The organism is Pedococcus sp. P2_E5 (genome assembly GCF_056403895.1).
The window spans coordinates 1-25044 of the sequence record NZ_JBFUEP010000055.1; the positions used below are offsets into that span (position 1 = coordinate 1).

A 25044-nucleotide genomic window follows, 5' to 3' on the forward strand; every position below is an offset into this window, starting at 1 on the left:
GCTCAGCTCCACCCACGGCAGGCCGACAAGGCGGGCGCGGAGGGCGGTGAGCCCGGCCCCTTCGTGACCGTAGGCCAGGACGCGGAGGCGGGCATCGGGCCAGACCTCACGGATCAGCGCCACCGCATCGACGGCGAGCTCGGCGCGGTAGTGCGCGAGCCCGGCATTGGTCGCCACGGCCAGCAGGTGCGGATCGCGAGCGGAGGCCTGCGCATCGCGCTCGCTCGCGGGTGGCGGCGCTGCGGCGAACGGTGCCACCACCCTGACCCGACGGGCCAGGGACGCCGGCAGACGTCGGCCGATCTCGTCGTTGACGGCCCAGATCTGGTCGTAGGCGCGCAGGACGAGCCTCAGGAGGCGCGCCTCCAGGGGGCGCATGGCATCGAGCTGGCCACCCACCGACCCAGAGTGGAGCACGAGCACGGTGCGTCCCGGGAGCACGGCGAACAGCGGTCCGAGGACGATCGCGCGCCACAGCCTGGTGATGTGGAACAGGTGCAGGGCACGTCGCCGCCACAGGTGCGGGAGGGCGGACGCGGCACGCACGACCGATCCGGTGTCCACATAGCGCACCCGATGGCCCGCCGCCTGCAGCTGTCGCGAGAGCTGGCGGTGGCTGGTGAGCACGCCGCCGACCTCGCCGTCTTCCTGGGCCCACTGGAGCACCAGGACATCGTGTGGCCCAGTGGATGTCATCGCGGCACCGCAGCCCTCAGTCGAGCCGGGAGCTGGTGAGGACCCCCAAGAGGTGGCCGCCTGCCGTGACGACCGCCAGCGGAACCATGACTGCCACCAGGACCTGCGTGCCGACCAGGTCGCCGCGCACGACGTCCACGAGGCCCGCGGCGAGGGCCAGCAGCGAGGCCTCGACGGCGACGAAGGCGCGGAAGATCGGTAGGTAGCCCATGGCCCGACGGACGGCAGCCACACCGGAGACCTTGGACCGCGTCGCGGTGGCGACATCCTCGAGCATGGGACGGCCGGTCTTGGCACGCGCGACGTGCACGAGATCGGTGAAGGCCTTGTTGAGCAGGACGAGAACCGCTACGAGCAGCCCCAGGACCGTCCAGCCATCCACGTCGAACGGATCGGACAGCGACCAGCCGTCTGCACGCAGGCCCAGGGCCACAGGGATCGCGGCCTCCGTGAGGTAGTGCCCGACCCGGTCGAGGTAGATCCCGGCCGGGGAGAACCGCTGTCGCCATCGAGCCACCTCGCCGTCGCTGCAGTCGAGCAGGATCTGCAGCTGCATCGCGACGACGCAGAGTATTGGCCCCAGGAGTCCCCCCAGGGGCAGCGCCACTGCGCCCAGCACACCCACGGCAATCATCAGCCAGGTGACGCCGTTCGGAGTGACCCCGGTCGGCAGCATCGCCCTGGTGGCGTAGATGGAGAGGTGCCGGATGTAGAGGGCGCCGGACCAGTGCTCGGCGTTGTAGCGCGCGATGTGCTCCGGAGGCTGGGCCACCGCGCGCAGCTCGGCCATCGTCGGCCGGTTGTCCGTGGGGTCATGGGCGATCTGGTTCATGTCCGGATGCCTCCCCGCAGCGGATCACCCTGAGCAGCGATCCACCGACGCCAGCCGACGAACGACTCGGCGAGGTAGGTCACCGCGAGGACCGCGGCGGCTGCCCACAGGAGGGGCGTGACGGCGTCGGGGGCGAGGGAGGCGATGACGAGAAGCACGACGATCCGTCCCTCGGTGCCGAGTCCGACGCGGACCACCCAGTCGGCCGGCGCGGTCCCCGTGTCCCGCAGCCGGTAGACGACGTCGTAGCGGTGGTAGGCCACTGCCGCGACATAGACGAAGGCTGCTGCCGTCCAGTCGCCAAGCGTGTGGTGCACGAGGACGCCGACGGCCAGGACCTCGGCGACCCACAGGGCCGCGGGAGCCTGCCAGCCGAGGGGGTGATGGACCGGCGGCTGCCACCCCGAAGCGACGAGGAACGCGCCGGCCAGGGTAACGATGGCGGCAGCCGCCAGCAGGTCGAACCAGATCAGGACCGGCACGGCGACGACCAGGACGGCCGCGCCGAGGAGTCCGACGCCGAATGGAGCTCGCCACCGCTTGGCCGCGAGGCCGGCCAGGGGGCCGAGGTCCAGCTGCTCGTCGAGACGACCCCTGGCTGCGGGGCGCTCGGCCACCAACCACGTCGGGTCCCGACGTGCGAGGACGGCGGCGAGCCGCCCACCCTGGGTCCACGCGACGGCGATGCCGACGGCGACGAGCAGCGCCCACAGGACCAGCATCGGACGGCGGGTCAGCAGGGTGAGGGAGATCAGCAGGTAGCGCTCGGCAATGGGCATGTGCACGATCTTCTTCGCCCAGTGCACCACCTGCGTGCTGCCCTTGGGCGCCCCGGCGAACGTCGTCCGCGCCCCCGGCTGCGACAGGTCGTGGGCCGACGTGACAGGGAGGACGTCGGCACTGCTGCGGCGCGAACCGCGAAGTCGGTCCTCGTAGGCGTAGTCCTCGAGGTGGCGGAGCGTGACCACGGCCATCGCAGCCAGCGCGACGGGCCACCCGGGAGCACCCTCGCGGACTGCAACCGAGGCAACGGCGGCCAGCACGGCATACTCCTTGACGCGGTCGCCGACGGCGTCGAGGAACGCCCCCAGCGGACTGAACCTCCGGGTGAACCTCGCGATCTCACCATCCACACAGTCGACCACGAGGGCTACGAGCAGCAGGATCGCGGCTGCGACCCAGGCCCAGTGGGCACCGGTGGCGACGAGGAGCGCCGCGAGGATACCGAAGGCCAGCGACACGACCGTGACGACGTTGGGTGTCCACCCCATGCCCAGGCCCACCCCGGTGACGCGCCGGGAGAGCGGCCGCACCGCAAACGTGGAGAAGAAGCCGTCGCCGCCGCGAGAGGCTCCCTGGAGCCGCTGGCGCCATGGGTCCCCCGCCGCCCCGGCCGCCCGCAGGCCCGAGCGGGCCCAGTCGAAGGGTCCCAGTGGGCTGGCCTGGACGGTGAGGCCACCACGGACGAGCACGACGGTGGCAGCCGCGACACCGTCCGCGCCCCAGGACGGCTGGACGAGGGGTACGGCCGCTCGCACGAGTGCAGCCGCACGGGGACGGTCGGCGCCGGCGACGCGGACCAGCCCGGGAAGTACGGCACTCGGGTCGCCCACCGCGTGTGCCGGAGTTCCAACGGACTCGACCAGCTTGCCGTCGCGGCCGACGCGCGCGGGGGTTGCGCTGGCCGTCCCCTCGACGATCGCCAAGGGGTCTGCGACGAGGGCTGCGGTGAGCACCCCGGGCCGGTCCAGCAGGTCGAGCAGGGCGACGTAGGAGATCTGGAGGTCATGGGCGGCGAGAACCAGCGGCACGTCGGCCGTGCGTTCGAGGGTGTCGGCGAGGCCAGCCAGCTGGACGTCGAGGGGACCCACGAGCGCGGTTCCTGGACCCGGGATCCCCAGCGCCGCAAGGGAGTTCGACACCGCAGCCGGGCCCTTGCCACCCAAGAGCACGACATCGGCACCGGCCGTCAGCCCGTGAACGGCCCGGGCAACGGCGTTGCCCACGGACGACTGGGTGCCCGCAGTCACGCCCCGGCGCCCAGGTCGAGGGTGTGCCGCTCCAGCGCGCCGGGCCGTGCCCCACCGGTCGCGTCCGAGTCGGGACGGGCCCTGCCCAGCATCATGACCCCGCGCCACTGTCGTGGTTGTACTGGTCGATGACCTCGCCGACCGCGCCGTCGCCGGCGAGCACGCCCTTGTGCAGGTAGAGACCGCGCTTGGCAAAGCGCTTGAGGTCGGCCTCGCTGTGCGACACGAGGAACAGGGTCCTGCCCCCACTGAGCATGTCCTCCATGCGCTTGTAGCACCTCTCGCGGAACGCACGGTCGCCGACGGCGAGGACCTCGTCGACGAGCACGACTGGTTCGTCGAGGGTCGTGATCACGGCAAACCCCAGGCGCACCTGCATGCCCGAGGAGAAGTGCCGAAAGGGCCTGTCCAGAGCCTCTCGCACCTGCGGACCGGCGAAGTCCACGATGCCCTCGAACCGATCGTCGATCTGCTCCTTGGTGAGCCCGTGCAGGCCTGCCGTGAGGTAGATGTTCTCCCGTGCGCTGAGCTCACCCATGAAACCACCGGTGAGCTCGATGAGAGGCGCCACACCGCCGCCGACCCGCACCGAGCCCTCGTCGGGCAGCAGCACGCCGGCGATCATCTTGAGCAGGGTGCTCTTTCCACCGCCGTTGGCGCCGATGAGACCCACGGCCTCGCCTGGCTGCACGGTGAAGGAGATGTCCTTCAGCGCCCAGAAGGTCTCGCGCGGCGCGGAGCTGCGTCCTTGGAAAACCATTTCGCGCAACGAGATCCGACGCCGACGGTTGCGATAGAACTCAATGCCGAGTCCATTGACCTCAATGATGGGTTTCACTCAGATCTCCTTGAGGACGGCCGGCTCGAGGCGGGGGAAGATGATGACGCCGGCAACCAGGATGACCAGGGTCAGGATCGTCCCGATGACCATCGCGGGAACGTTGAACTGACCCCCGAACAGCCCAGCACGGTAGATCTCCATGACCCCCGTCATGGGGTTGAACATGAGCACGGTCCGGATGGCGTGGGGCGCGTTGTCGACGCTGTAGAGGACCGGGGTGGTGTAGAAGCCCATCCGCAGCGCGATCCGGACGACCCTCTGCGTGTCCGTGACGAGGGTGGTCACGGGGGCGAGGATGAGCCCGATGCCGCACATCAGCAGGAACTGCACCACCATGCCGAGCGGGAACAGCAGGAGCGTCCAGTGCAGGTGCGTCTCGCCCTTGATCACGTAGAACACGGTGAACACGGCCAGGACCGGAAGGGAGAGGGTGAACTCGATTCCCTTGGCGATGACGACCCTCACCACCCACAGCTCGCGCGGCAGGTTGGTCGAACGCACCAGCCTGGCCTCGCTGAGCAGGGCACGAGACGTCTCGGTCATCGACTGTGAGAACCACTGCCAGGCCAACAGGCCCACGAGCAGGTAGAGGAAGTAGGGGTGGTACCCCGTGTGCCGCGCCTTGAGGATCATCGTGAAGACGACGAAGTACACCCCCGCCATGGCCAGGGGGTCGACCACCGTCCAGAGGTAGCCCAGCACGCTTCGGGCATAGCGAACACGCAGGTCGCGCCTCACCAGCGTTGCGAGAATCTGGCGCTTGCGCATGAGCGCCGAGAACTGGGACACCAGAATCATGTGCGTTGCCTGTCGTCCTCTCGGGGGGTACCGCCGACGGAGTCTACGGTGCGCGAGAGCAGACCCACGCAGAACCCGCCGACGGGACGGTTCACAGGGGAGGCCGTGCCTCGGCGCCGTCCCGGACCTTCGGCCCGATGCCGGCACCGATGGCACGGTAGAAGTCGTCCATGGCCTCTCGGTTGTACGCGTCGGCGTCGAAGGGAGGGTTCGGCACCTCGCCACGCAGCGCCGCCCGCATCCCCTCGGCCAGCGCCTCGTGGTCACGGGGCACGACCAGACCCACACCTTCGTCCATCGCACCCTTCACCGAGCCGAAAGCGGTCGTCACGACCGGCAGTCCCAACACGCGTGCCTCGTGGATCACCATGGGCTGGCCTTCGTAGTCGCTGGACAGCACGAACACATCGGAGTTCGCCATGATCGCGAAGGGGTTGTGCTGCAGACCCGCGAAGGTGACGGACTGCGCCAGCCCCAGCTGCTTGGCAGTGCGCTCGAGCTTCTCGGCCAGCGGCCCGTAGCCCACCAGCACCAGTCGCGTGTCCGGGTCTTCCTGGTGGACGAGGTCGAACGCCCGAAGCATCCGCTCGTGGTTCTTTTCCGGCGAGAGGCGGCCGACCGTCACGAACGTCTTGACGCCCTTGCGCGGTGGCACGATGGTGGCGATCGCCAGCCGCCGCTCGATCTCGTCCCGCATCGACTGGAGGCCGTGGGCTTCGGCGATCACGGCCGCCGACTCGCTGACCGCCAGTTCCGGCTCGACGGCGAGAGGCATGGTGGACAGCACCGGATGGCTGCTCCAGACGTCCTCGCCACCGGCCGGTCCATGGGCCAGGCGAAGGATCCGGTGGTGGTCGATCGGGTTTCGCGCGTAGGTGAACTTCTCGGGTGGTGCGTACTGGCGCAGGTTCTTCTGGTTGATCTCGCGCAGCGCATCGGAGACGGACACCAGGTGGTCGTAGTGCCGATACGAGGAGAACACCGATCGCAGATTGGCCTCGTGCGGACGGTGTCCCTCGACCTCGCGCATCTGGTCCGCGAGCAGGTCGTTGTGCATCCAGATCGACTTGGCACTGGCTGGGGCCAGGGTCAGCAGGAACGCGTAGAACGGCGAGTACCCGCTGAAGTCCACGACGTAGTCGAACCGCGTCGGCCCGAAGCAGCGGTGCCACTCGTCGCCCAGCAGGTCGAGCATGGTCCGGAAGTCCCTGGGGTCCATGTCTGCGCCGTGGGACAGCAGGGCGCGGCGTCGACCGCGGTGCCGCTTCCCCGGAGCGAACGCGCCGATCCGGGCGAACCGCCGCACTCGCGGGTCGATGGCCTCGGCGTTCTTCAGGCGGTCCTCGTTGCGACTGTGGTCGTAGACCGCCGACACGTCGAAACGGTCGTAGTCGACGTTGGCGAGCAGGTTGAGGGCCGACGTGGTGATTCCGTTGGACTTCATCCCGCCCAGGAAGACGAGGAGCTTCTCGCGGCCGTCGTTGGAGGCCTCGACGATGCCAGGCCCCTCCGTGGTCCCGGACAGCACTGTCGAAAGGACCCGCTCGGAGACGTGTCCGTCCTCTGCGGCTGCGAACCGCTGCCGCGCCTCGGCATACGCGGACGCGTGGCTGACCAGCGGGTCAAGAGCCTCCCCCGTGCCGACCGCGTTGAGGAGCGTGGCCAGCTCGGAGGGTGTGACCGCGCTGGGACCCGGGAGCTCGGCGCTGCTCAGGTAGAGCCCGCGGGTCTCGGAGTAGTCCGCCTTGTCGGGGGTGAAGAAGACGACCGGGCGACCCGTGTCCAGGAAGTCGAAGAAGACGCTGGAGTAGTCGGTCACGAGGATGTCCGTGGTCCCGAGGATCTCATTGGTCGGGACGTCGTTCGGCACGAGGAAGGACGCGAGCTCCGGCTGCTCGACAGCGAACTCGTAGACCTGCTGGTGCACCTTGAGGAGCACCGTGGTGTCCGCGGGCAGCTCGGCCCGCAGCTTGTGGACCCGCTCGCCGAGCAGCCGCGCGTCGTTGTTGGGGGCGTAGAAGGACTCGCCGCGCCAGGTCGGGGCGAAGAGAACGATGCGACCGAACGCGGTGACACCCCGCTCGCGAAGATTCTCCAGCACCTCCTCGCGACGTGCCTCGTCGATGAACTGCCGGTCCGTGCGGGGAAATCCGTACTCGAGGATCCGGCCCCGGTAGATGTTGCGCAGCCGGAACGCGCCCTCGTACATCGTGCGCGTCATGAACTCCCCGCTCGAGAGCAGGTAGTCGGCCATGACGAAGTTGCGCACGACGTTGCGCGTCGGCTCGGCGCCCTGCGGCTCGTCGTAGCCCATGTACTTGAGGGGCGTGCCGTGCCAGGTGTTGACGTAGACCTGCCCCGGCCGCTTGTTGAACTCGGAGGGAAAGGACGCGTTATTGACCAGGAGGCCAGCGGTGGACAGAGCCTTGAAGTAGGCAGGCGACCTGTACTTCACGAAGGAGACCCTGCGGTCGTCGGCGAACTCGCGCACGACGGCGGAGTGCTGCTTGGGGCGCTTGAGCGCCCAGACGTGCTGCAGGTGCGCCTGGTCAGGGTCCGCCAGCAGCGTCCGGAAGAGTGCCTCGGGGTTGTCGAGCACGCCGTTGCCGGCGAAGGCCTCGTACAGCACGACGTCGGGCCTGACGGGTAGCCGACGGGCGTAGGCGCGCCACTCGATCGGCCCCGTCTTGACTGCCTTTCGCGCGACTCGCTTGAGCATGGCGACCGGCGTCGGCAAGGGACGCATCGCTGTCGATCCTCCTGTGCGGTCGGTGGTGGTGAGCAACGATCGTACGGCCCGCACTCCCGTGACCCCACGCCGGCTGTCGCGCAGGAGCCTGACCAGCCGGGTCGGGTACTGTGCGCGGGTGCTCAACCCCGGCTCCACGACGTGGCCTCAGGCCTTTCCGGCATTCCTCGTGGCGGTCGCGCTGCTCTTCGTCCCGGGCACTGTGGCCGGACTGCTCGCGCGCGTGCGGCCCCTGGCGGCGCTGGCCGTCGCACCCGTGCTCTCCACGTCCTGCCTGGCCATGACGGGAATCGCGGCGCCCCTTGTCGGTCTGCGATGGGGCTTCGTGCCCCTCGCGTGCGGCATCCTGCTGATGTGGCTGATGGCGGCGCTCGTGGGTCTGGCCGAGACGCGGCTGGCTTCCCGCTGGCCCTGGTATCGGCGCCGCGTGGACGGCGACAGCGCAGTGGACGACGACAGCACGGCGGGCGAGGCGGCCGCCTCGTCGCCGGACGTGACCCCCGGCCAGTGGGCACGTGTCGCCGCCCGGCTCGACAGCACCACCTGGGCCACGGTGGCCGGAGTGGCGTTCGCGTTCCTCGTCGTGGCCTACACGCTCATCAAGGTGTCGAACACCCCTGAGGCCTTCCCCCAGCACCCCGACACGATCTTCCACCTTGCCGACGCCCAGTGGATGCTCGAACGTGGCGACATCTCGTCACTGACCGCCAACGGCTACATCACCCTGACCGGCACCGGCTTCTACCCTGCGGCCTTCCACGGCTTCACCGCGACGATCGCGCAGTTCGCCGGCGTTCCCGTGGCGGTCTCGACCTCCGTGTTCGTGCTCGCGGTTGCCGGCCTGGTGTGGCCCATCGGGTGCATCGCGCTGGCACAGTCCGTGCTGGGGCGGCGGACCCCGGTCGTCCTGGCCACTGCGGCAACCTGCGTGGCGTTCACGGGCTACCCCTACTTCCTCATGGGCTTCGGGGTCCTGTGGCCCAACCTGTTCGGCGAGACCCTCCTGCCGGCATACCTCGTGGCCTTCGTGGCGCTGTTCGGCCGTCGCGCCGTCCCGGCGTACACCCTCGCACCCCCGCTCACGGCGGCAGCCATCGTGCTGCTGGGCCTGCCCGGACTCGGCCTGGCGCACCCAAACGCCGTCATGAGCTTCGGCGTCTTCGCGATCATCTTCCTCGCCGGCCTCGTCCTGGGCCGCGCGTGGGCCGAGCGGAAGCGACATCGACCGAGGCGCGCCCTTGCGCTGGCCGCCGGGACGGTGGTCGCGCTTGGCCTCGTGTACGCGGCTGCCACGGTCGTGCGACCCGCCGCCATGCTCAACACCGGAGCGATCGGCCCAGAGCTGCCCGTCCGGGCCGCGCTCGCCGACCTCGTGCTCCTTGCGCCACGCGGCGCCTCCTACCTGCCCGTCCTCACCGTCGTGACCGGCATCGGCGTTCTCGCCCTCCTGGTGCGATTCCGGGGCGCACGCTGGATCGTCGCCGCCATGGTCGTGATGTTCGGCCTCTACTGGGTCAACGTCGCCATCGACACCCGATGGCTGCGCAACCTCACGTGGCCCTGGTACAACAACGCCGTCCGGCTCCAGGCTGTCGCGATCCTGCCGACCGCCATCGCCGCCGCGGCTGGTCTCGTCGCCGTCGTGGACCTCCTCGCGGGCAGGCTCCGGCGACTGGCCGGCGCCACACTCATCGCCACAGCCGGAGTGCTGTCGGTCTTCGTGGTCGGAACGCATGAGTACGTGGCGGCGCACGGCGAGATCCTGAACCGCTACTTCCACCCGAGGTCGGCGAACTCCTGGGCGAGCAACGGGGAGCTGCGCGCCCTGCACACCCTGGCACAGCGCATCCCGGACACGGCCGCGGTGGCCGCGAACCCGTGGAACGGAGGCACCTATCTCTACGTGGTCAGCGGGCGGGACCTGCTCATCCCCACGGAGAAGGCGAACCTGCCCGGCGACCGCGAGCTGCTCGCGCTGAAACTCGACCAGGTGCAGACCGACCCCGAGGTCTGCGCCGCGGCGAAGCGCGAGCACGTGGAGTGGGCCATCACCGGCGGCCGTCCGTTCGCGTGGGTCGGTGACCGGATGCGGGAGTACGTCGGGATCGACGCCGTGGGCGGCTCGTCCGGCTGGACGAAGGTGGAGACGTCCGGGCCCTACACGCTCTACCGCCTGACCCGCTGCGCCGGATAGGCGACCGCTGGTCGTCAGACGTCGTCGACCCGCACTCGGCTGGACAGGAATCCCCAGCCCCAGCACAGGTGCATGGTGGGGAGGATGACCGGCAGCCACAGCCGGTCGGCCGCGCGCAGCCGTGCGTCGCGGACCGTCAGCCCGCCAAGGGTGGTGAGGGTCAGGTATGCCGCGGGGGCCAGCCACAGGGGCCACCAGACGAAGCCCCCCACGAGTCCGGCGAGGAACCCGACGAGCGCCGCCGGAGGGGCGAGGTAGCGCGCGTTGATGGTGCCCGCGTGGGTGCGGGCCACGACCCGCCGCCACCGGCCGTAGTCGCGGTACTGCCGGGCCAGGGCCGCCAGGGTCGGACGCGGGCGGTAGGCCACCCGGAGCCTGGGTGAGAACCACACCAGCCCGCCTGCCTCGCGGATCCGGTGGTTGAGCTCCCAGTCCTGGGCGCGGACGAAACGCGGGTCGTAGCCGCCCAGCCTGCTGAGCCAGTCACGCCGGAACACGCCGAGGTAGACCGTGTCGGCCGCTCCGGCCTCACCACCCGTGTGGAACCGTGCGGCTCCGACCCCCAGCCGTGACGTCATGGCTGCCGCGACCGCCCGCTCGAACGACGTGACGCCCTCGGCATCCATGAGACCGCCGACGTTGGCAGCCCCCGTCTCGGCCAGGAGGCCCACCGCGGTCCTGACGTAGTCGCGGTCCAGCACGCCGTGGCCGTCCACGCGGACGACGACGTCGACCTCGTCGAGCGCGGCCAGGGCGAGGTTCAGCGCCTCCGGGGTGCGACCCGACGGGTTGCCCACGCTCCGCACGCGGGGCTCGCGGTCGGTGATGCCCCGCGCGATCTCGTCGGTCCTGTCGTGGCTGGGTCCGAGCGCGAGGACCAGGTGGACCGGGCCGTCGTAGTCCTGCCCCAGCACGGCGTCCACGGCTTCCTCGAGGTGTCGCTCCTCGTTGAGGATCGGCATCACCACTCCCACGCTGGGCAGCGCCGGCAGCGCCGGCGACAACGGGGGCGTGTGGAGGGGTTCGTCAGGTGGCGTACTGGTCATGAGGAGGACGAGCATACGGAGGAGAGGTCGCTCTCCGCCGCGTTCCCCGCCGCCTTGGCAGGGTCCTGGACGGTCGTACCCGGTTGACGCCTGGGCTTGACCACGGGCCGGACCGCGGCCGGTGCCTGGCTCTTCGAGCTGGTGGCGCCTGCCTTCTCCGACGCCGCGATGGTGGCCCGGACCGTCGAGGTGACCACGGAGGCGTCGTAGTCCCACGGCTTGATGAGCGGCGGGACGAAGTTGACGCCGCGGATCTTCTGCGCGCGCGTCTTGATGGCCAGGTCGGCGAAGCGTCCGAGCTCGGACTGGGGCAGGTCGGTCTCGATCAGCCCGGCGCTCGCCGTGGCGATCTTCTGGAAGCGCAGCAGCACGGTCTGGGGATCGAGCTGGCTGGCCATGGCCGTGGTGACGCACCGCTGCCTGGCCATCCGCTCGTAGTTGGTCGAGCCCTGGCGGGAACGGGCGTACCACAGGGCGTGGTACCCGTCGAGGTGCTGGTGACCGGGCTCGATCCACCCGATGATGGGCGACGTGCCCCCACCGATCGGCGTGCGGTGCTTGACGGTGATGTCGAGACCGCCGACGGCGTCAACCATCTTGCGGAAGCCCTTGAGGTCGATCATCACGTAGTAGTGGACGTCGAGACCGCTGAGCGCCTCGACCGCCTCTCGAGTCGCCACGATGCCCGGGTCGCGGGTGCCTGCGGGGAACAGCGCCGCGTGCTCCTGCCCCCAGGTGTAGAGGCCGTTGAGCAGGCACTCGTCGCCGCAGTTCCAGCCCTCGGGCATCAGCCGCGCCATGGTGGAGCCCGGGCGGAAGTTGATGTTCTCCGTGTCGCGCGAGAAGCCGAACGTCACTGCTCGGCCGGTCCTCTCGTCGAGGCTGACCAGCTGGATGCTGTCCGGCCGGGTGCCGACCCGGTCGCGGCCGGAGTCGGCCCCGAGCAGCAGGATGTTGTACCGCCCGTTGGTCGACGCGATCGCGCTGTTGCCCTGGAACATCGCCCCCAGGGCCTCGCGCCCGGCACCCACCGTCTGCGCGGCATACACGAGGCCGCCGGAGGTGACCACGAGCAGCGCGGCCGTCAGCCCGGTGAGCCAGCGCCGCGAGGCGGCGACGAGCCCGCCCGGGCGGCCCAGCCGCCATGCGTCCACGAAGAGCACGGCCCACAGGGCCGCGAAGCCCGTGAGCACCCACTGCAGGCCCAGCATCAGCCACGGTCGGCCGACCAGCCCGAGGGCCGTCGACCGGCTCGCCAGGAAGAGCAGTCCCACCGCGACGAGGAGCGCGAGCAGCGTCAGCCACACCCGCAGACCGACGCGTCCGAGGCGACGGTTCCCTGCCACGAGCTGCGCGGCACCCGGGAGCACCAACGTGAGGGCGACCAGGGTGAACGCACGCCGTCGTCGCATCCGTGGGCTGGCCGGGGTGGCATCGCCCAGTCGACGACCGGGGCCCCCCGACAGGTAGACGCCGTCAGCCGGCCAGCCGGTGGGCGACGGCCGGGGGCCGGTCGCGCGGCGAGGGACGACCGATCCCGGATCGGCGACGGTCGGGCGGCTCATGGTGCATCAGTATGGGACGCAACAGGTGAGAATTCTGTGACGCGTGGGATTACAGAGTGTCGTGTCGCGAGGCCGGTTCGTCATGGAATCGGCAGTTCTGCGTCGAGGCGACTTCCGTGCGCGTTTTGCCCCGGCCACCCCCCTCACCCCAGACTTGCCGCATGAGTGGACGCCCCCAAGGCCCCGACGACGCACGCCCCATCCCCCAGGGTGGCGGTGGCAGCGGCGCCGACGCCGGGGGGCTGCCGGACGGCGAGGGGACACCCGAGGGTGAAGGGGTCTACACCGTCGACGTGCGTGGTCGGCGGCGCGACAAGGCTGCCCGCGCGGCCGAGTCGGCTCCCCTACCCCCCGTCGGCTCCGCAGCGCCCGCCCGTGGCGCGAACGGGGCGCCCGCAGGCCCGGTGGCACACGAGGACGAGACGTCGCCCCGTCGGCGCCGGCGCCGGTTCCCCGTCGTGCGGGTCGTCCTGCTCATCATCGTGGCGTGGGTCGCGTTCATGGTCTTCACCCCGCTGCACGCGTGGAACTCGGTGACCAAGGTCGACACCACGCCCGCCGGCACCCGCCCCCCGGAGAGCAAGGGGTTCACCTACCTGCTCGTGGGGTCGGACAGTCGCGAGGGGCTCACCGCTGCCCAGCGCAAGGAGTAYGCCACCGGCAACGCCGCGGGCCGCCGCACCGACTCGATCATCCTGGTGCACGTCTCCCAGAGCGGTGGCAAGCCCGCGCTCATCTCGATCCCGCGCGACTCCTACGTGCCCATCCCCGGACACGGCAGCAACAAGATCAACGCAGCCTTCGCCTTCGGCGGCCCGAACCTGCTGGTCCAGACCGTGGAGCAGGTGACCGACCTGCACATCGACGGGTACGTCGAGATCGGCTTCGCCGGCTTCGCGTCGGTCGTCGACAGCGTGGACGGCGTCACCATCTGCGTGCCGTTCCGCATGAACGACAAGAAGGCCGGCATCAACCTGAAGAAGGGGTGTCAGGTCCTCGACGGCAGGAACGCCCTCGGCTTCGTCCGCTCCCGCTACTCCGACCCGCGCGGCGACATCGGCCGCGCCGAGCGTCAGCGCCAGTTCCTCGCCGCGATCATGAAGAAGGCCGCCACCCCCTCCACCGTGCTCGTGCCGACGCGCTACTGGGGGTTCACCCACGCCGCGGCCAAGGGCCTCATCGTCGGGGAGGACACCTCGCTGCGTGACGCCAGCCGGGTGCTGCTCGCGATGCGGGCCGTCTCGAACGACGAGGGGCTCAGCCTGGTGGTCCCGATCCAGAGCGTGAACTACCAGACGTCGGCCGGCAGCTCGGTCAAGTGGAACACCCAGCGCGCCAAGGCGCTGTTCACGATGCTCCGCAACGACGAGCCGCTCGAGGCACCCCCGGCCGGTACCGACGGCAAGCCCTCCGGCGGCTGAGGGCACGGTATGCCGCGTGGGCGGCATACCTCGTCGTCACGCCAGGATCTGGCGGGCCATCACGACGCGCTGGATCTGGTTGGTGCCCTCGTAGATCTGGGTGATCTTCGCGTCGCGCATCATCCGCTCGAGCGGGAAGTCGCGGACGTAGCCCGCCCCACCGAGCAGCTGGACGGCGTCGGTGGTCACCTGCATGGCGACGTCCGAGGCGTAGCACTTGGCGGCCGCCCCGAAGAAGGGCAGGTCCTTGTCGCCCCGCTCGGACTTGGCCGCCGCGACGTAGACCATCTGGCGCGCGGCCTCGACGGCCATCGCCATGTCGGCGAGCATGAACTGGATGCCCTGGAACTCGGCGATGTGCTTGCCGAACTGCTTGCGCTCCTTGACGTAGGAGACCGCGAAGTCCAGTGCCCCCTGGGCGATCCCGACGGCCTGCGCACCGATCGTGACGCGGGTGTGGTCGAGGGTCGCGAGGGCGATCTTCAGGCCCTCACCCTCCGCGCCCACGATCCGGTCGCCGGGGATGCGGACGTTATCGAAGTGCAGCTCGCGGGTCGGGGACCCCTTGATGCCGAGCTTGCGCTCCTTCTCGCCGAAGGTGAAGCCCTCGTCGGACTTCTCCAGGACGAAGGCCGTGACGTTGTTGCCGCGCTTGCCGTCGGGGTCGGTGACCGCGAGCACGGTGTAGTACTCGGAGACGCCGGCGTTGGTGATCCAGGACTTCTGGCCGTTGACGACCCAGTCGTCGCCGTCGCGCCGCGCACGCGTCTTCATGGCCGCGGTGTCGGAGCCGGCCTCCCGCTCGGACAGCCCGTAGGAGAACGTCGTCCTCCCCTCCGCGAGGGGCGTGAGGTAGCGCTTCTTCACGTCGTCGTTCGCCGCGATGATCAGCGGCATCGTGCCGAGCTTGTTGACGGCCGGGATGAGCGAGGCGGACGCGTCCACCCGGGCGACCTCCTCGATGACGATGCACGTCGCGAGGGCGTCAGCGCCCACACCGCCGTACTCCTCGGCGATGTGCGGTGCGAAGAAGTCCGAGGCCACCAGGGCGTCGTGCGCCTCCTGGGGGTAGCGCGCCTCTTCGTCCACGGCCGCGGCATACGGAGCGATCTTGTCCTCGGCCACGGCCCGCACCGCCTCGCGCAGGGCCTCGTGGTCCTCGGAGATCTTGAACAGGTCGAAGTCGTGGTTACCGGTGCTCACGGACTTCAGGTTACCCGCTGGTATGCCGCGGCGTCCCCGCCCCCGCGTGTGTCGCCCGCCACCCCGCTGCCCGCGATGCGTGGGTCGACCGGCAGCGGGCGACCAGCAGCACGTCGGGGTCAGCCGAAGTAGGCGAGAACCGCGTCGATGACCCGCTGCTGGTCGGAGTCGGTCAGCTCGGTCGCGCACGGCAGTGAGACTCCGCGCGTGAACAGGCTCGTGCCCACCTCTCCCCCGAGGACGGCCAGGTCGGCGAACGGCGGCTGCAGGTGCAGGGGTCGCCACAGCGCCCGCGCCCCGACACCGTGGTCGTTGAGGTGGGCCAGGAAGGCGTCCCGGCCGTCCGCCTGGGGGGTCAGGACGGAGTAGAGCCAGTAGGTGGCGTCGTAGCCCTCCAGCCTCGGTGGGAGGACGAGCGGGGTGTCGCGCAGCGCCTCGTCATACCGCGCAGCGATCTCGTGCTTGCGCGACACGAACTCATCCAGCCGCTCGAGCTGGGCCAGCCCGAGGCCGGCAGCGATGTTCGTGAGCCGGTAGTTGTAACCCACCTCGTCGTGGAGGTAGCCGACGTCCGGAACCTTGGCCTGGGTGGTGAGGTGACGGGCCCGGCGGGCCAGCTCCTCGTCGTCCGTGACGAGCATCCCGCCGCCACCCGTGGTGGCGATCTTGTTGCCGTTGAAGGAGAATGCGCCAACCCTGCCCACGCTGCCGGTGTGCTTGCCCGCCAGCGGTCCGGTCCCGGCGTAGGAGGCACCCAGCGACTCTGCGGCGTCCTCGAGGATCGGCACGCCGTACCGCTCGCAGATCGGGACGATGGCCTCGAGGTCGGCCGGCTGGCCCAGGACGTGGACCACCTCGACCGCCTTGGGCATGGGTTCTCCGGCCTGCTGACGACGTGCCAGCTCGCTCTCGAGCAGCGCCGGGTCCAGGTTCCAGGTGTCGGTCTCGGAGTCGATGAAGACGGCTGTCGCGCCCGTGTAGGCGATCGGGTTGACCGAACCCACGAAGGTGAAGTCCGAGCAGAAGACCTCGTCGCCCGGCCCCACGTCGAGCAGGAGCAAGGCGATGTGGATGGCGGCCGTGCCGGTCGAGCAGGCGACGGCGAACCGGCTGCCGACGCGCTCGGCGAACCGCTGCTCGAACTCGTTGACGAACGGGCCGACCGACGAGACGAAGCCCGACTCGACCGCTTCGAGCACGTAGCGACGCTCGAGCGCTCCGATGTTGGGAACCGCGAGGGGGATGGTGCCCTCCGGGCCACGGGCGCCCGGTGCGTGGGCCTCTCCGGCGGGGACGCTCATCGGTGGTAGCGCCCTGCGGTCTCCGCGTCGACCCGCGGCCGCAGCCATTCCGCAGTCCGGGACAGGCCCTCCTCCAGCGAGACGGTGGGAGCCCACCCGAAGGTGGCGTGCGCATTCGAGGGGTCGGACAGCAGGATCTCGACCTCGGATCCGTCGGGACGGAGCCGGGCCTCGTCGGTCACGATCTCGGCGGTGGAACCCGTGACCTTCTTGCAGAGGTCGACGACCTCACCGACCGAGACCGTGCGGCCGGTGCCCAGCTGCACCGTGGTGCCGGGGGCGACCTCCGCGAGGGCGGCGCGCACGAAACCGTCAGCGGTGTCGGTGACGTAGGTGAAGTCGCGCTTGGGCGAGATGGCGCCGAGCTTGACCTGGGTGGCTCCGGCGAGCAGCTGGGACAGCACGGTGGGGATGACCGCCCGGAACGACTGCCGGGGCCCGAACGTGTTGAACGGGCGCAGGGTCGTGACGGGGGTGTCGAAGGACAGCGCGTAGGACTCGCACATCTTGTCGGCGCCGATCTTGGTGGCCGAGTAGGGCGACTGACCCCGCAACGGGTGGGCTTCGGTGATCGGCACCTCCTCGGGCGTGCCGTAGACCTCCGACGTCGAGGTGTTGACCATGCGCGGCGTCCCGTGGCGACGCACGGCCTCGAGGACGTTGAGCGTGCCGATGATGTTGGTCTCGACGTAGGAGCGTGGCGCGACGTAGGAGAACGGGATGGCGATGAGCGCGGCGAGGTGCAGCACCGCATCGGCCCCCTCGACGGACGCCAGCACGTGCTCGGGGTCGCGGATGTCCCCGAGGATGACCTCCGCCTGGCCGTCACGGACCGCCTGCTTGAACGGTTCGGACTCGTCGAGCCACCCCGTCGAGCCGTTGGAGTTGTACAGGCAGAACGCGCGGACGTGGGCCCCGTCGGCCACGAGGCGCTCGACCAGGTGACTGCCGATGAAGCCGTCGGACCCGGTCACCAGCACGGTCTTGCCCTGAAGGCTGCCCTGCATGGCCTGGGGGGTGAGCTCAGCGTCGGTCACGCCTGTCCTTTCGCGCGGGCCAGGTCCACGGGGGTGCCCACATCGATCCAGTCGGAGGAAATCGTCCATGCGGCAACACGGTCACCGCGGTCCAGGCACTGCTGGACCAGTCCCGGCATCGTACTGGCCTGTCCCTCGGGGAGCAGAGCCAGCGCTGCCGGCTCCACGGCATACACGGCCGCGTTGATGTTGAAGCGGATCGTCGGCTTCTCGGTCACCGCGGTGACGAGGTGCTGGTCGTTGCTCTCGACCACACCGAAGGGAACCTCGTGCTGGTAGCTGCGGACCCCCATGGTGACCTGGGCCTCTCGGCGACGGTGGAACTCCAGCAGCTGGCCGGTGTCGAACTCGACCATGAGGTCGCCGTTCATGACGATCACCGGGTCGACGAGGTCGCCGCGCTCCTGACGCAGCAGGGTGAGCGACCCCGCCGTGCCCAGCGGGTGGTCGGGGTCCTCGCGCAGGTAGCGCACGACGCACCCGAGCCGGCTGCCGTCACCGAGGTGCTCCTCGATCTGGTCGGCGAGGTGGTTGACGCTGACGTAGACCTCACGGATGCCGTCACCGACGAGGTTGAGGACGATCCACTCGATGATGGACCGCCCCGCCACCGTCATCAGGGGTTTGGGGGTGTTCTTCGTGAGGTCACCCAGTCGGGTGCCCTTCCCCCCTGCCATGATCACCGCGATGTTGGGCAGGGGCTCGGCCCCCACCACGTCGGAGAGGGTGTGCAGGCCGACGACGGTGCCGTCCTCCTCGACCTCGGGGACGGCCGAGATGCGCAGGGCGCGCATGAGGTCGAGCACCAGGGCCCGCGGCGAGCCTGCGGCGACGGTCTGCGGGGACGTCGTGGCGTGCGCGAGTGCTGGGTCGTCGAGGTGTGCTCCCCGGAGCAGCGCCCGACGGACGTCGCCGTCGGTCAGCAGCCCGGCCAGCCGACCGTCGGGCTCGGTGAGCATGCACAACGACGAGGCCAGCGTGTCGATCACGATCGCGACGTCACGAAGGCTCGCGGTGGTCGGGGCGCAGGCTTCCTGCAGCTGGCGCTGGGTCACCGGTCCTCCTCGATCTGGATCGCCGACGCCAGGTCGACGAAAGGTTTGACGCGCGGCGAGGCGGGCGCCTGCCGCACGATATCGAGGATGCGGTCACTCGAGTCCCCGCTCCCGTACGGGTTGACCGCCGCGCGGGCTCGCTCACCGAACTCCGGGCTGAGCGCGACCGCGAGGCCATCGGCGACAGCCGCCCTGCCCTCGGCCACGTCCACGACGTTGTCGCCCCGCAGCCTGCCCTGCTGCCGCGCGCCGATGTTGACCGCCGGCAGGTGGGCCGCGGCGGCCTCGATGATCCCGGAGGAGGAGTTGCCGACCACGACGTCGACGCTCGCCAGGACCCGCGGGAAGCGCGCTCCGAGAGCCTCGACGACGACGACCCCGGGATGGGTGCCGGCCGCCGCGAGGATGGCCGCGATGATGTCCTCGCGTCCGGAGTCCATGCCCGGGTAGGTGGCCACCACGGTCCCGCAGTGCTCGAGCGTCGCAGCCAGCGCCTCGGCCGCCCACGGGCCCACCGGCGCACCCGCCTCGGCGGTCGGAGGGTGGTACGTGAAGAGCGCGACCGGTCGACGCACGGGCACCCCGAGCTGGTCGCCCAGCTCGGCGTCGGAGTACGGACCGACGCTGGCCAGCCGGTCCAGACCGGGCGCGCCGGTCACGTGCACGCGGTCAGCGGGCTCACCCATCTGGCGCAGCCTGGCGGCGGCATCCTCGGACGCCACGCAGTGCTGGTCGGCGAGCTTGCTGATGGCGTGCCGGACGCGTTCGTCCAGGGCACCCTCGGTCACCTCGCCCCCGTGCAGGTGCACGATGGGGACGCCCGCAAAGAACGCCGGCGGTACGGCATACAAGAGCTCCCACCGGTCGCCGAGCACGACGAACACGTCGGGCGCGACCTCCCGGAGCAGCCGGGACGCGCCCGCCGCCAGCCGCGGGCCGTGCTCGAGCATCGCGTCGACGCTGATCGCGCCGATCGGCTCGGCCAGCTCGTGGACGGCGTCGCGCCAGCCGCCCACCCGGTCGGTGGCCGGGAGTGCCGCGGCCAGCTCGTCGCCGCCGTAGGCGACGCCGGTGAACAGGTGCAGGTCGACGTCGGGTGCGTCAGCGAGCGCGGTGATGACCGGCGACAGCGGACCGAGGTCCGCCCGCGTGCCGACGAAGACAGCCACGCGCAGCGGGTGCCGCGTGGCGGTCATCGGGCTCCTGAGGGCGACAGGTCGTCCTCGCCGATGGGAGCGCCGGCCTGCACCGACCGGCCGAGGCCACGGCCGCGGATGTCGACGGCCGGGCTGACGCCACCCTCGGGCCGCAGCAGGAGCAGGTGCTCGTCGCCGAGGACGGTGCCCTCGGCGAGGTCTGCGGCCGCGTGCCAGCTGCGTCGAACCAGTGCCGCGTTCTCCTCCTCCGACGGCATCCGCCGCTTGATCCCGTCACCGAGCCCGAGGGCCAGCACCTTGGTCTGGGTCACGTAGTCGGTCAGCTCCGCGGGCTCGAGCGAGGCCCTGTGGTCCGGGCCGGGCAGGGTGCGGTCGGTCGTGTAGTGCTTCTCGAGGATGCTCGCCCCGAGGGCGACCGCGCCCAGCGCCGTGGTCAGTCCGGGCGTGTGGTCGGACCAACCCACGGGTATGCCGTGTGCCTCCTGCATCGCGGGGATGGCCCGGAGGTTGCACTCCTGGATCGGCGCGGGGTAGGCCGAGACGCAGTGGAAGAGGACCAGTCCAGGTGCCTGCTCGCAGGCGCTCACGGCATCCGCGACCTCCTGCGCCGTGCCCATGCCCGTCGAGACGAGCAGGGTCACGTCGAGCGAGGCCAGGACGCGCAGGTAGGGGATGTTGGTGAGCTCACCGGACGACACCTTGAGGGCGGGAAGGCCGAGAGCGACCAGCATCTCCGCACTGGCGGTGTCGAACGGCGTGCTGAGGAAGGTGATGCTGCGCTCCGCGGCGTGCGCCTGGAGCTCGGCCCACGCCGTCTGCGGCAGGGTGAGCGCCTCCAGCAGCGAGCGCTGGTCCTGGGCTCCGCCACGGGCGCGCTGGTAGGGGGTCGACGACGCGGTGCTGGAGACGAGCATCGCCGGGTCGAAGGTCTGGAACTTCACCGCGTCCGCGCCGGACTCGGCCGCGACGTCGACGAGCTCATGGGCGAGGGCGAGGTCGCCGTTGTGGTTCACTCCCGCCTCGGCGATGACGTAGACCTCCCCGGCTGTGGGGATGGTCCGGCCCGCGATCTCGGCAGTGCGCATGGGTGCTTCTCTCCTCGTGGTCGTGGTCAGCAGGGGCTCAGGGGCCCGCCGTCGAGCCGAGCTCGACGGCCGGGACGCCCACGACCGTCCGGCCAGGCGCCACATTGTCCCGCACGACGGCTCCGGCGCCCACCACCGCACCCGCGCCGACGGTGCGGCCAGGCAGGATGCGCGCACCCGAACCGACCATCGCGCCGGCCCCGACGCGTGCTGCTCCGAGCAGCACGGCCCCAGGGGCGATGTGAGCAGCATCCCCGATGACGCAGTCGTGCTCGACGACCGCGGCGGTGTTGACGATGACACCGCGGCCCACCCGCGCCAGTGGTCCGACGTGCGCGTGCTCGTGGATGACCGACGCGATGCCGACCTCGGCATCACGCGCCATGGACGCCGTCAGCGCGAGCACGGGGGGCACCGACGCCTGACGTTGCACCAACCGCTCGATGAGGGCAGCGCGGGCGGAGTTCGCACCGACTCCCAGCGCGACCCGGTGCCCCTCCTCCAGGGCCCTGGCCACGGCGGCGTGGTCATCGGCGAGCACCGGAACCGCCCAGGGCGAGCCCCCGGGGTCTCCTGCCACCGCGACCACCAGACCACCCGCCCGCTCGATCACGTCGCAGACGCTGCGCGCATGTCCACCTGCACCCAGCACGATCCACGTCGCCGCGGACACCTGCACCGTGGGTTCTGACATGCTGACAACGTACTCGGAAGGACCTCTACCCCCGCCACACCCCCACGAGAGCAGAGGCAGCAGTGACCGACTCCGCACCCCGCGTCCTGGCGGTGATCCCGGCCCGAGGCGGCTCGAAGGGGCTGCCCGGCAAGAACATCAGGCCGCTGTCGGGGCTGCCTCTCATCGGACACTCCATCCGCGCCGCCGCACTCGTTCCCTCGCTGTCGCGATGCATCGTGTCGACCGACGACCAGACGATCGCCGACGTCGCGCGCGGGCTGGGTGGGGACGTGCCGTTCCTGAGGCCTGCGGAGCTGGCCGAGGACAGCACTCCCATGGCGCCCGTCCTCCAGCACGCGCTGCGAGCCGTCGAGGAGTCCGGCGACGAGCCCTACGACGCACTGCTGCTCATCGACCCGACGAGTCCCGTGAGGCAACCCGCGCAGATCGACGATGCCGTGATGAGGTTGCTGGCCGGCGACTCCCAGCTCGACGGCATCATCAGCGTCTCGCAGCCCACGTTCAACCCCACCTGGGTGGGGGTGAAGCCCTCCGCGGAAGACCCCGACGTGCTCTCGCGCTACTACACCGAGGGCGTTGGCATCACGCGTCGTCAGGATGCCGAGCGCTACCTGCGGATCAACGGCAACTTCTACGTCTGGCGGCGCGAGTTCGTCCTGCGGATGCGTGACTCGTGGTTCGACGAGGGCCGGCACGGCATGGTCGAGATCCCCGAAGCGCAGGCGTTCGCAATCGACTACGAGTACGAGTTCGAGCTGCTGCAGGCGCTCGTCGACAGGGGTTTCGTGACACTCCCCTGGCTGGAGTCGTAGCCGATCAGCGACTCTGGTGGCACCAGACCAACGGCGGGAACCCCTACGCCATCGGCGGCTGACGCCGGCTCCTCGAAGGTATGCCGTTGCGCCACCTGCGGGGGCCGGCGCGACGGCGTGTCCACCCGGTCGCCGCCGGCCAGACAGGTCGCCCGACCGACGGATCGACCGATCTGTAGCCAACTGTCGTGCCGAAAAGCCCGTCGCAGCCTAGATTTGCACCCGACACCTTTCACCACTCCTCGGGGGATCACTACACATGACCCGCTCCACCACTGGTCGCCTGGTGGCGACCTGCGTCGCCACTGCGGTCGTCGCCACCGGCGCCGTCACGGCGGGGACGGCCTCTGCCAACACCTCGCTCACGCCGAAGGTCACGGGCAAGGCCCGTCACATCGAACGCCTCGCCGAGCTCACCCGGTCCGTGAGGGCCGGCAAGGGCCCGCACACCTCGGCCCTGCTCAGCCCGGCCCAGACCGCCACCGTCAAGGCGCGCACGGGTACCGCGATCGGTGCCGAGCCCACGCCTGACTCCGGCTCATGGGCACCCTCCACGAGCAGCGCTTCCCCGAGGGGTCTCGCCGCGGCCTCCGACCCCCGCTGCGACGGCCTGAACATCGACGCCACCCAGACCAACGACCACACGTGGCTGCTCTGGGACGCGGCGGACGGCGCGGTGGGTTACACCGTCTCCCGCCGGCGCAGCAACGGTGCACTCACCGTCCTCAACTCCTCGCTGGCCGCCTCGGACACGAGCTACAAGGACCTGACACAGGCTCCCAAGGCTGCGGCCTCCTACCGGCTGACCGTCAAGCTGGCCTCCGAGAGCTACGTGTGCGACATCGATGCCAACGGCTTCGGGCTCAGCCTCTACAGCAACGACGGCTGGGGTTACCCCGACGCGGTCTTCGCGGGCCAGTCCCACGTCTACGAGCAGAACGACGTGTCCCTCGCGATGCCGGTCGCCACGTCCGAGTCGAGCGGCCCCACGTACTCCGCGGACGGGGCGTACATCGCCACGACCGACCTCTCGGCCGCCGGCGCCTGGAGCCTGACCGTTCGCCGCGCCTCCACCGGTGCCGTCCTCTGGTCGACGCCCGCACCGTCCGGCCTGGTGCTCACCGAGCCGGCCTTCTCACCGGACGGCCGCTACCTGGTCGTCGGCGCCGTCAACGACGCCGACAGCTCGTCCGCAGGCCTCTACGTCACCAATGTCGTCGGCCGCCACGCCCTCACCGCGGTGATCGGTAGCGCCGGCCTGATCACGCCCGACTGGCTCGACCTCCCGGGCAAGATGACCTCCGACACCATCCTGGCGGCCGGTGAGCTGGACACGGACGGCCTGGTCCTCATTCCTCGCACCGGTGGGTCGCCGACCCCCCTCGCGGGCACATCGGGTGGGTTCGACCCGACCATGACGCGCAGCGGCAGCATCTACTACACCGCCCTCGAGCCGGAAGGCACCGCCGCCCTCCTGGTGCGGGACCGCGGTGGCGTGGTGTTGCCGGTGCAGTCCGGCGTCGACGGCTACCTCGCCTGGCCGGTCGTCACACCCGACGAGAAGAGCCTCTACTACTACCTCGAGACCCCGGACCCGGCCGACCCGAGCGCGTCCATCTACCGCGTCAACCGTGTGGACCTGGCGTCGACCTCTGACGTGACGGAGACGTCGATCGGACACGACCGCTCCCAAGAGGGTGGCTTCTACGGGTACGACGTGCGCCAGCCGCTGTCGAAGGGGACCTCCGACTTCGCCACGGACGCCAACAACGACATCCTGGCCCGGGACTCCAGTGGGACGCTCTACGTCTACCCCATGAACGCGGACACCTTGGTGGCCCCTCGAGTCCGAGTGAGCGCCGGCTGGCAGATCTACCGTCAGATCGTCGCCGCCGGCGACCTCAACGGTGACAACCGCGGCGACGTCCTCGCGGTCGACGCGGCCGGGGTCCTCTGGTACTACGCCGGTGCGGGTGCCGCCAAGTTCCCCGCGAGGGTGCGGGTCGGTGGCGGCTGGGGCAGCTACGCCGTGGCCAGCACCGGCGACCTCAACGGTGACGGGCGGGCCGACCTGGTGGCCCGTGACTCCGGCGGAGTTCTGTGGTTCTACCCCGGCGCAGGCAACGGGACGCTCGGCGCCCGCAGCTCGCTGGGTGCCGGCTGGAACGCGATGAACGCCATCGTCGGCATCGGCGACTGGAACTACGACAACCGCCAGGACGTGCTGGCCAGGGAGCGCTCAACCGGCATCCTGTGGCTCTACCCGGGTCTCGGGACCGGCAAGCTGGGTGCTCGCAGGTCCTTGGGCAAGGGGTGGAACGCCATGACGGCGCTCGCCAGCCCGGAGTTCCTCATCGGTCAGACCGGGCTGCTGGCCCGACGCTCGGACGGCGCGCTGCTCTACTACCAGAGCTACGGCGACGGTGTCGTCAACGGTGGCCAGGTCTACTTCGTGAGCTCCGGTTGGAACCCCTACGTGCTGACCAGCTGACCTGATTCACCTGACAGCGAAGGGCTGCGGCCCC

The 25044-nt window shown here is 70.4% G+C and carries 19 protein-coding genes; 4 read left to right on the top strand and 15 right to left on the bottom strand.

The annotated features are described in order from the left end of the window. The 6 genes from AC1DVZ_RS16855 to AC1DVZ_RS16880 form a co-directional block, all read right to left on the bottom strand. Positions 1–666 (bottom strand): hypothetical protein (locus AC1DVZ_RS16855; RefSeq protein ID WP_477619347.1); only part of this gene is annotated, 666 nt, incomplete at its 3' end. 46 nt (positions 667–712) lie between these two features. Next, positions 713–1528, bottom strand: a complete 816-nt coding sequence (locus AC1DVZ_RS16860) for a CDP-alcohol phosphatidyltransferase family protein (RefSeq protein WP_477619348.1) — start codon at positions 1526–1528, stop codon at positions 713–715. Continuing rightward, entirely contained in the window at positions 1525–3558 is a 2034-nt protein-coding gene (locus AC1DVZ_RS16865; RefSeq protein ID WP_477619349.1) for a DUF5941 domain-containing protein, read from the bottom strand. Before AC1DVZ_RS16865 ends, AC1DVZ_RS16860 begins: the two co-directional genes overlap by 4 nt. Positions 3559–3649: 91 nt before the next feature. Next, complete coding sequence (locus tag AC1DVZ_RS16870) at positions 3650–4396, bottom strand: ABC transporter ATP-binding protein (protein ID WP_477619350.1); 747 nt, start codon at positions 4394–4396, stop codon at positions 3650–3652. After that, complete coding sequence (locus tag AC1DVZ_RS16875; RefSeq protein ID WP_477619351.1) at positions 4397–5197, bottom strand: ABC transporter permease; 801 nt, start codon at positions 5195–5197, stop codon at positions 4397–4399. It abuts the gene before it with no gap. Between the two features lie 91 nt (positions 5198–5288). Further along, positions 5289–7943, bottom strand: coding sequence for a CDP-glycerol glycerophosphotransferase family protein (locus AC1DVZ_RS16880; protein ID WP_477619352.1), 2655 nt, complete (start codon positions 7941–7943; stop codon positions 5289–5291). A gap of 121 nt (positions 7944–8064) precedes the next feature. Here AC1DVZ_RS16880 and AC1DVZ_RS16885 point away from each other — a divergent pair, with 121 nt between their 5' ends. Continuing rightward, complete coding sequence (locus AC1DVZ_RS16885; RefSeq protein WP_477619353.1) at positions 8065–10140, top strand: DUF6541 family protein; 2076 nt, start codon at positions 8065–8067, stop codon at positions 10138–10140. 14 nt (positions 10141–10154) lie between these two features. Here AC1DVZ_RS16885 and AC1DVZ_RS16890 read toward each other — a convergent pair whose 3' ends face one another. Further along, on the bottom strand, positions 10155–11186 hold the full coding sequence (locus AC1DVZ_RS16890; protein ID WP_477619354.1) for a glycosyltransferase: 1032 nt from the start codon (positions 11184–11186) through the stop codon (positions 10155–10157). Further along, on the bottom strand, positions 11183–12751 hold the full coding sequence (locus AC1DVZ_RS16895; protein ID WP_477619355.1) for an LCP family protein: 1569 nt from the start codon (positions 12749–12751) through the stop codon (positions 11183–11185). Before AC1DVZ_RS16895 ends, AC1DVZ_RS16890 begins: the two co-directional genes overlap by 4 nt. A gap of 161 nt (positions 12752–12912) precedes the next feature. Between AC1DVZ_RS16895 and AC1DVZ_RS16900 the strand changes: the two genes are divergently transcribed. Next, positions 12913–14172, top strand: a complete 1260-nt coding sequence (locus AC1DVZ_RS16900; RefSeq protein WP_477619356.1) for an LCP family protein — start codon at positions 12913–12915, stop codon at positions 14170–14172. A gap of 36 nt (positions 14173–14208) precedes the next feature. Here the strand turns inward: AC1DVZ_RS16900 and AC1DVZ_RS16905 are convergent, their stop codons facing one another. The 7 genes from AC1DVZ_RS16905 to AC1DVZ_RS16935 form a co-directional block, all read right to left on the bottom strand. Further along, on the bottom strand, positions 14209–15375 hold the full coding sequence (locus tag AC1DVZ_RS16905) for an acyl-CoA dehydrogenase family protein (RefSeq protein ID WP_477619357.1): 1167 nt from the start codon (positions 15373–15375) through the stop codon (positions 14209–14211). 119 nt (positions 15376–15494) lie between these two features. After that, positions 15495–16676, bottom strand: a complete 1182-nt coding sequence (locus tag AC1DVZ_RS16910; RefSeq protein WP_477619358.1) for an aminotransferase class I/II-fold pyridoxal phosphate-dependent enzyme — start codon at positions 16674–16676, stop codon at positions 15495–15497. After that, on the bottom strand, positions 16673–17713 hold the full coding sequence (locus tag AC1DVZ_RS16915) for an SDR family NAD(P)-dependent oxidoreductase (RefSeq protein WP_477619359.1): 1041 nt from the start codon (positions 17711–17713) through the stop codon (positions 16673–16675). The genes AC1DVZ_RS16910 and AC1DVZ_RS16915 overlap by 4 nt, the downstream gene beginning before the upstream one ends. Next, complete coding sequence (locus AC1DVZ_RS16920; RefSeq protein ID WP_477619360.1) at positions 17710–18768, bottom strand: nucleotidyltransferase family protein; 1059 nt, start codon at positions 18766–18768, stop codon at positions 17710–17712. Before AC1DVZ_RS16920 ends, AC1DVZ_RS16915 begins: the two co-directional genes overlap by 4 nt. Further along, positions 18765–19964: a UDP-N-acetylglucosamine 2-epimerase gene (gene neuC / locus AC1DVZ_RS16925; protein ID WP_477619361.1), complete on the bottom strand. Its 1200-nt coding sequence runs from the start codon at positions 19962–19964 to the stop codon at positions 18765–18767. Before neuC ends, AC1DVZ_RS16920 begins: the two co-directional genes overlap by 4 nt. After that, a complete protein-coding gene (locus AC1DVZ_RS16930) occupies positions 19961–21010 on the bottom strand; it encodes an N-acetylneuraminate synthase family protein (protein ID WP_477619362.1) in 1050 nt (349 codons plus the stop codon). The genes neuC and AC1DVZ_RS16930 overlap by 4 nt, the downstream gene beginning before the upstream one ends. A 37-nt stretch (positions 21011–21047) precedes the next feature. Continuing rightward, entirely contained in the window at positions 21048–21704 is a 657-nt protein-coding gene (locus AC1DVZ_RS16935) for a NeuD/PglB/VioB family sugar acetyltransferase (protein WP_477619363.1), read from the bottom strand. 62 nt (positions 21705–21766) lie between these two features. Between AC1DVZ_RS16935 and AC1DVZ_RS16940 the strand changes: the two genes are divergently transcribed. Both AC1DVZ_RS16940 and AC1DVZ_RS16945 read left to right on the top strand, forming a co-directional pair. Beyond that, positions 21767–22519: an acylneuraminate cytidylyltransferase family protein gene (locus tag AC1DVZ_RS16940; RefSeq protein WP_477619364.1), complete on the top strand. Its 753-nt coding sequence runs from the start codon at positions 21767–21769 to the stop codon at positions 22517–22519. Positions 22520–22778: 259 nt separating this feature from the next. Next, on the top strand, positions 22779–25010 hold the full coding sequence (locus AC1DVZ_RS16945) for an FG-GAP-like repeat-containing protein (protein WP_477619365.1): 2232 nt from the start codon (positions 22779–22781) through the stop codon (positions 25008–25010). Positions 25011–25044: the final 34 nt, after the last annotated feature.

Bases quoted from the DNA above. Each gene is read 5' to 3' on its own strand.
- AC1DVZ_RS16860 (WP_477619348.1), bottom strand. From the start codon at position 1,528: ATGAACCAGATCGCCCATGACCCCACGGACAACCGGCCGACGATGGCC.
- AC1DVZ_RS16875 (WP_477619351.1), bottom strand. From the start codon at position 5,197: ATGATTCTGGTGTCCCAGTTCTCGGCGCTCATGCGCAAGCGCCAGATT.
- AC1DVZ_RS16880 (WP_477619352.1), bottom strand. From the start codon at position 7,943: ATGCGTCCCTTGCCGACGCCGGTCGCCATGCTCAAGCGAGTCGCGCGA.
- AC1DVZ_RS16890 (WP_477619354.1), bottom strand. From the start codon at position 11,186: ATGACCAGTACGCCACCTGACGAACCCCTCCACACGCCCCCGTTGTCG.
- AC1DVZ_RS16895 (WP_477619355.1), bottom strand. From the start codon at position 12,751: ATGAGCCGCCCGACCGTCGCCGATCCGGGATCGGTCGTCCCTCGCCGC.
- AC1DVZ_RS16910 (WP_477619358.1), bottom strand. From the start codon at position 16,676: ATGAGCGTCCCCGCCGGAGAGGCCCACGCACCGGGCGCCCGTGGCCCG.
- neuC (WP_477619361.1), bottom strand. From the start codon at position 19,964: ATGACCGCCACGCGGCACCCGCTGCGCGTGGCTGTCTTCGTCGGCACG.
- AC1DVZ_RS16930 (WP_477619362.1), bottom strand. From the start codon at position 21,010: ATGCGCACTGCCGAGATCGCGGGCCGGACCATCCCCACAGCCGGGGAG.
- AC1DVZ_RS16935 (WP_477619363.1), bottom strand. From the start codon at position 21,704: ATGTCAGAACCCACGGTGCAGGTGTCCGCGGCGACGTGGATCGTGCTG.
- AC1DVZ_RS16945 (WP_477619365.1), top strand. From the start codon at position 22,779: ATGACCCGCTCCACCACTGGTCGCCTGGTGGCGACCTGCGTCGCCACT.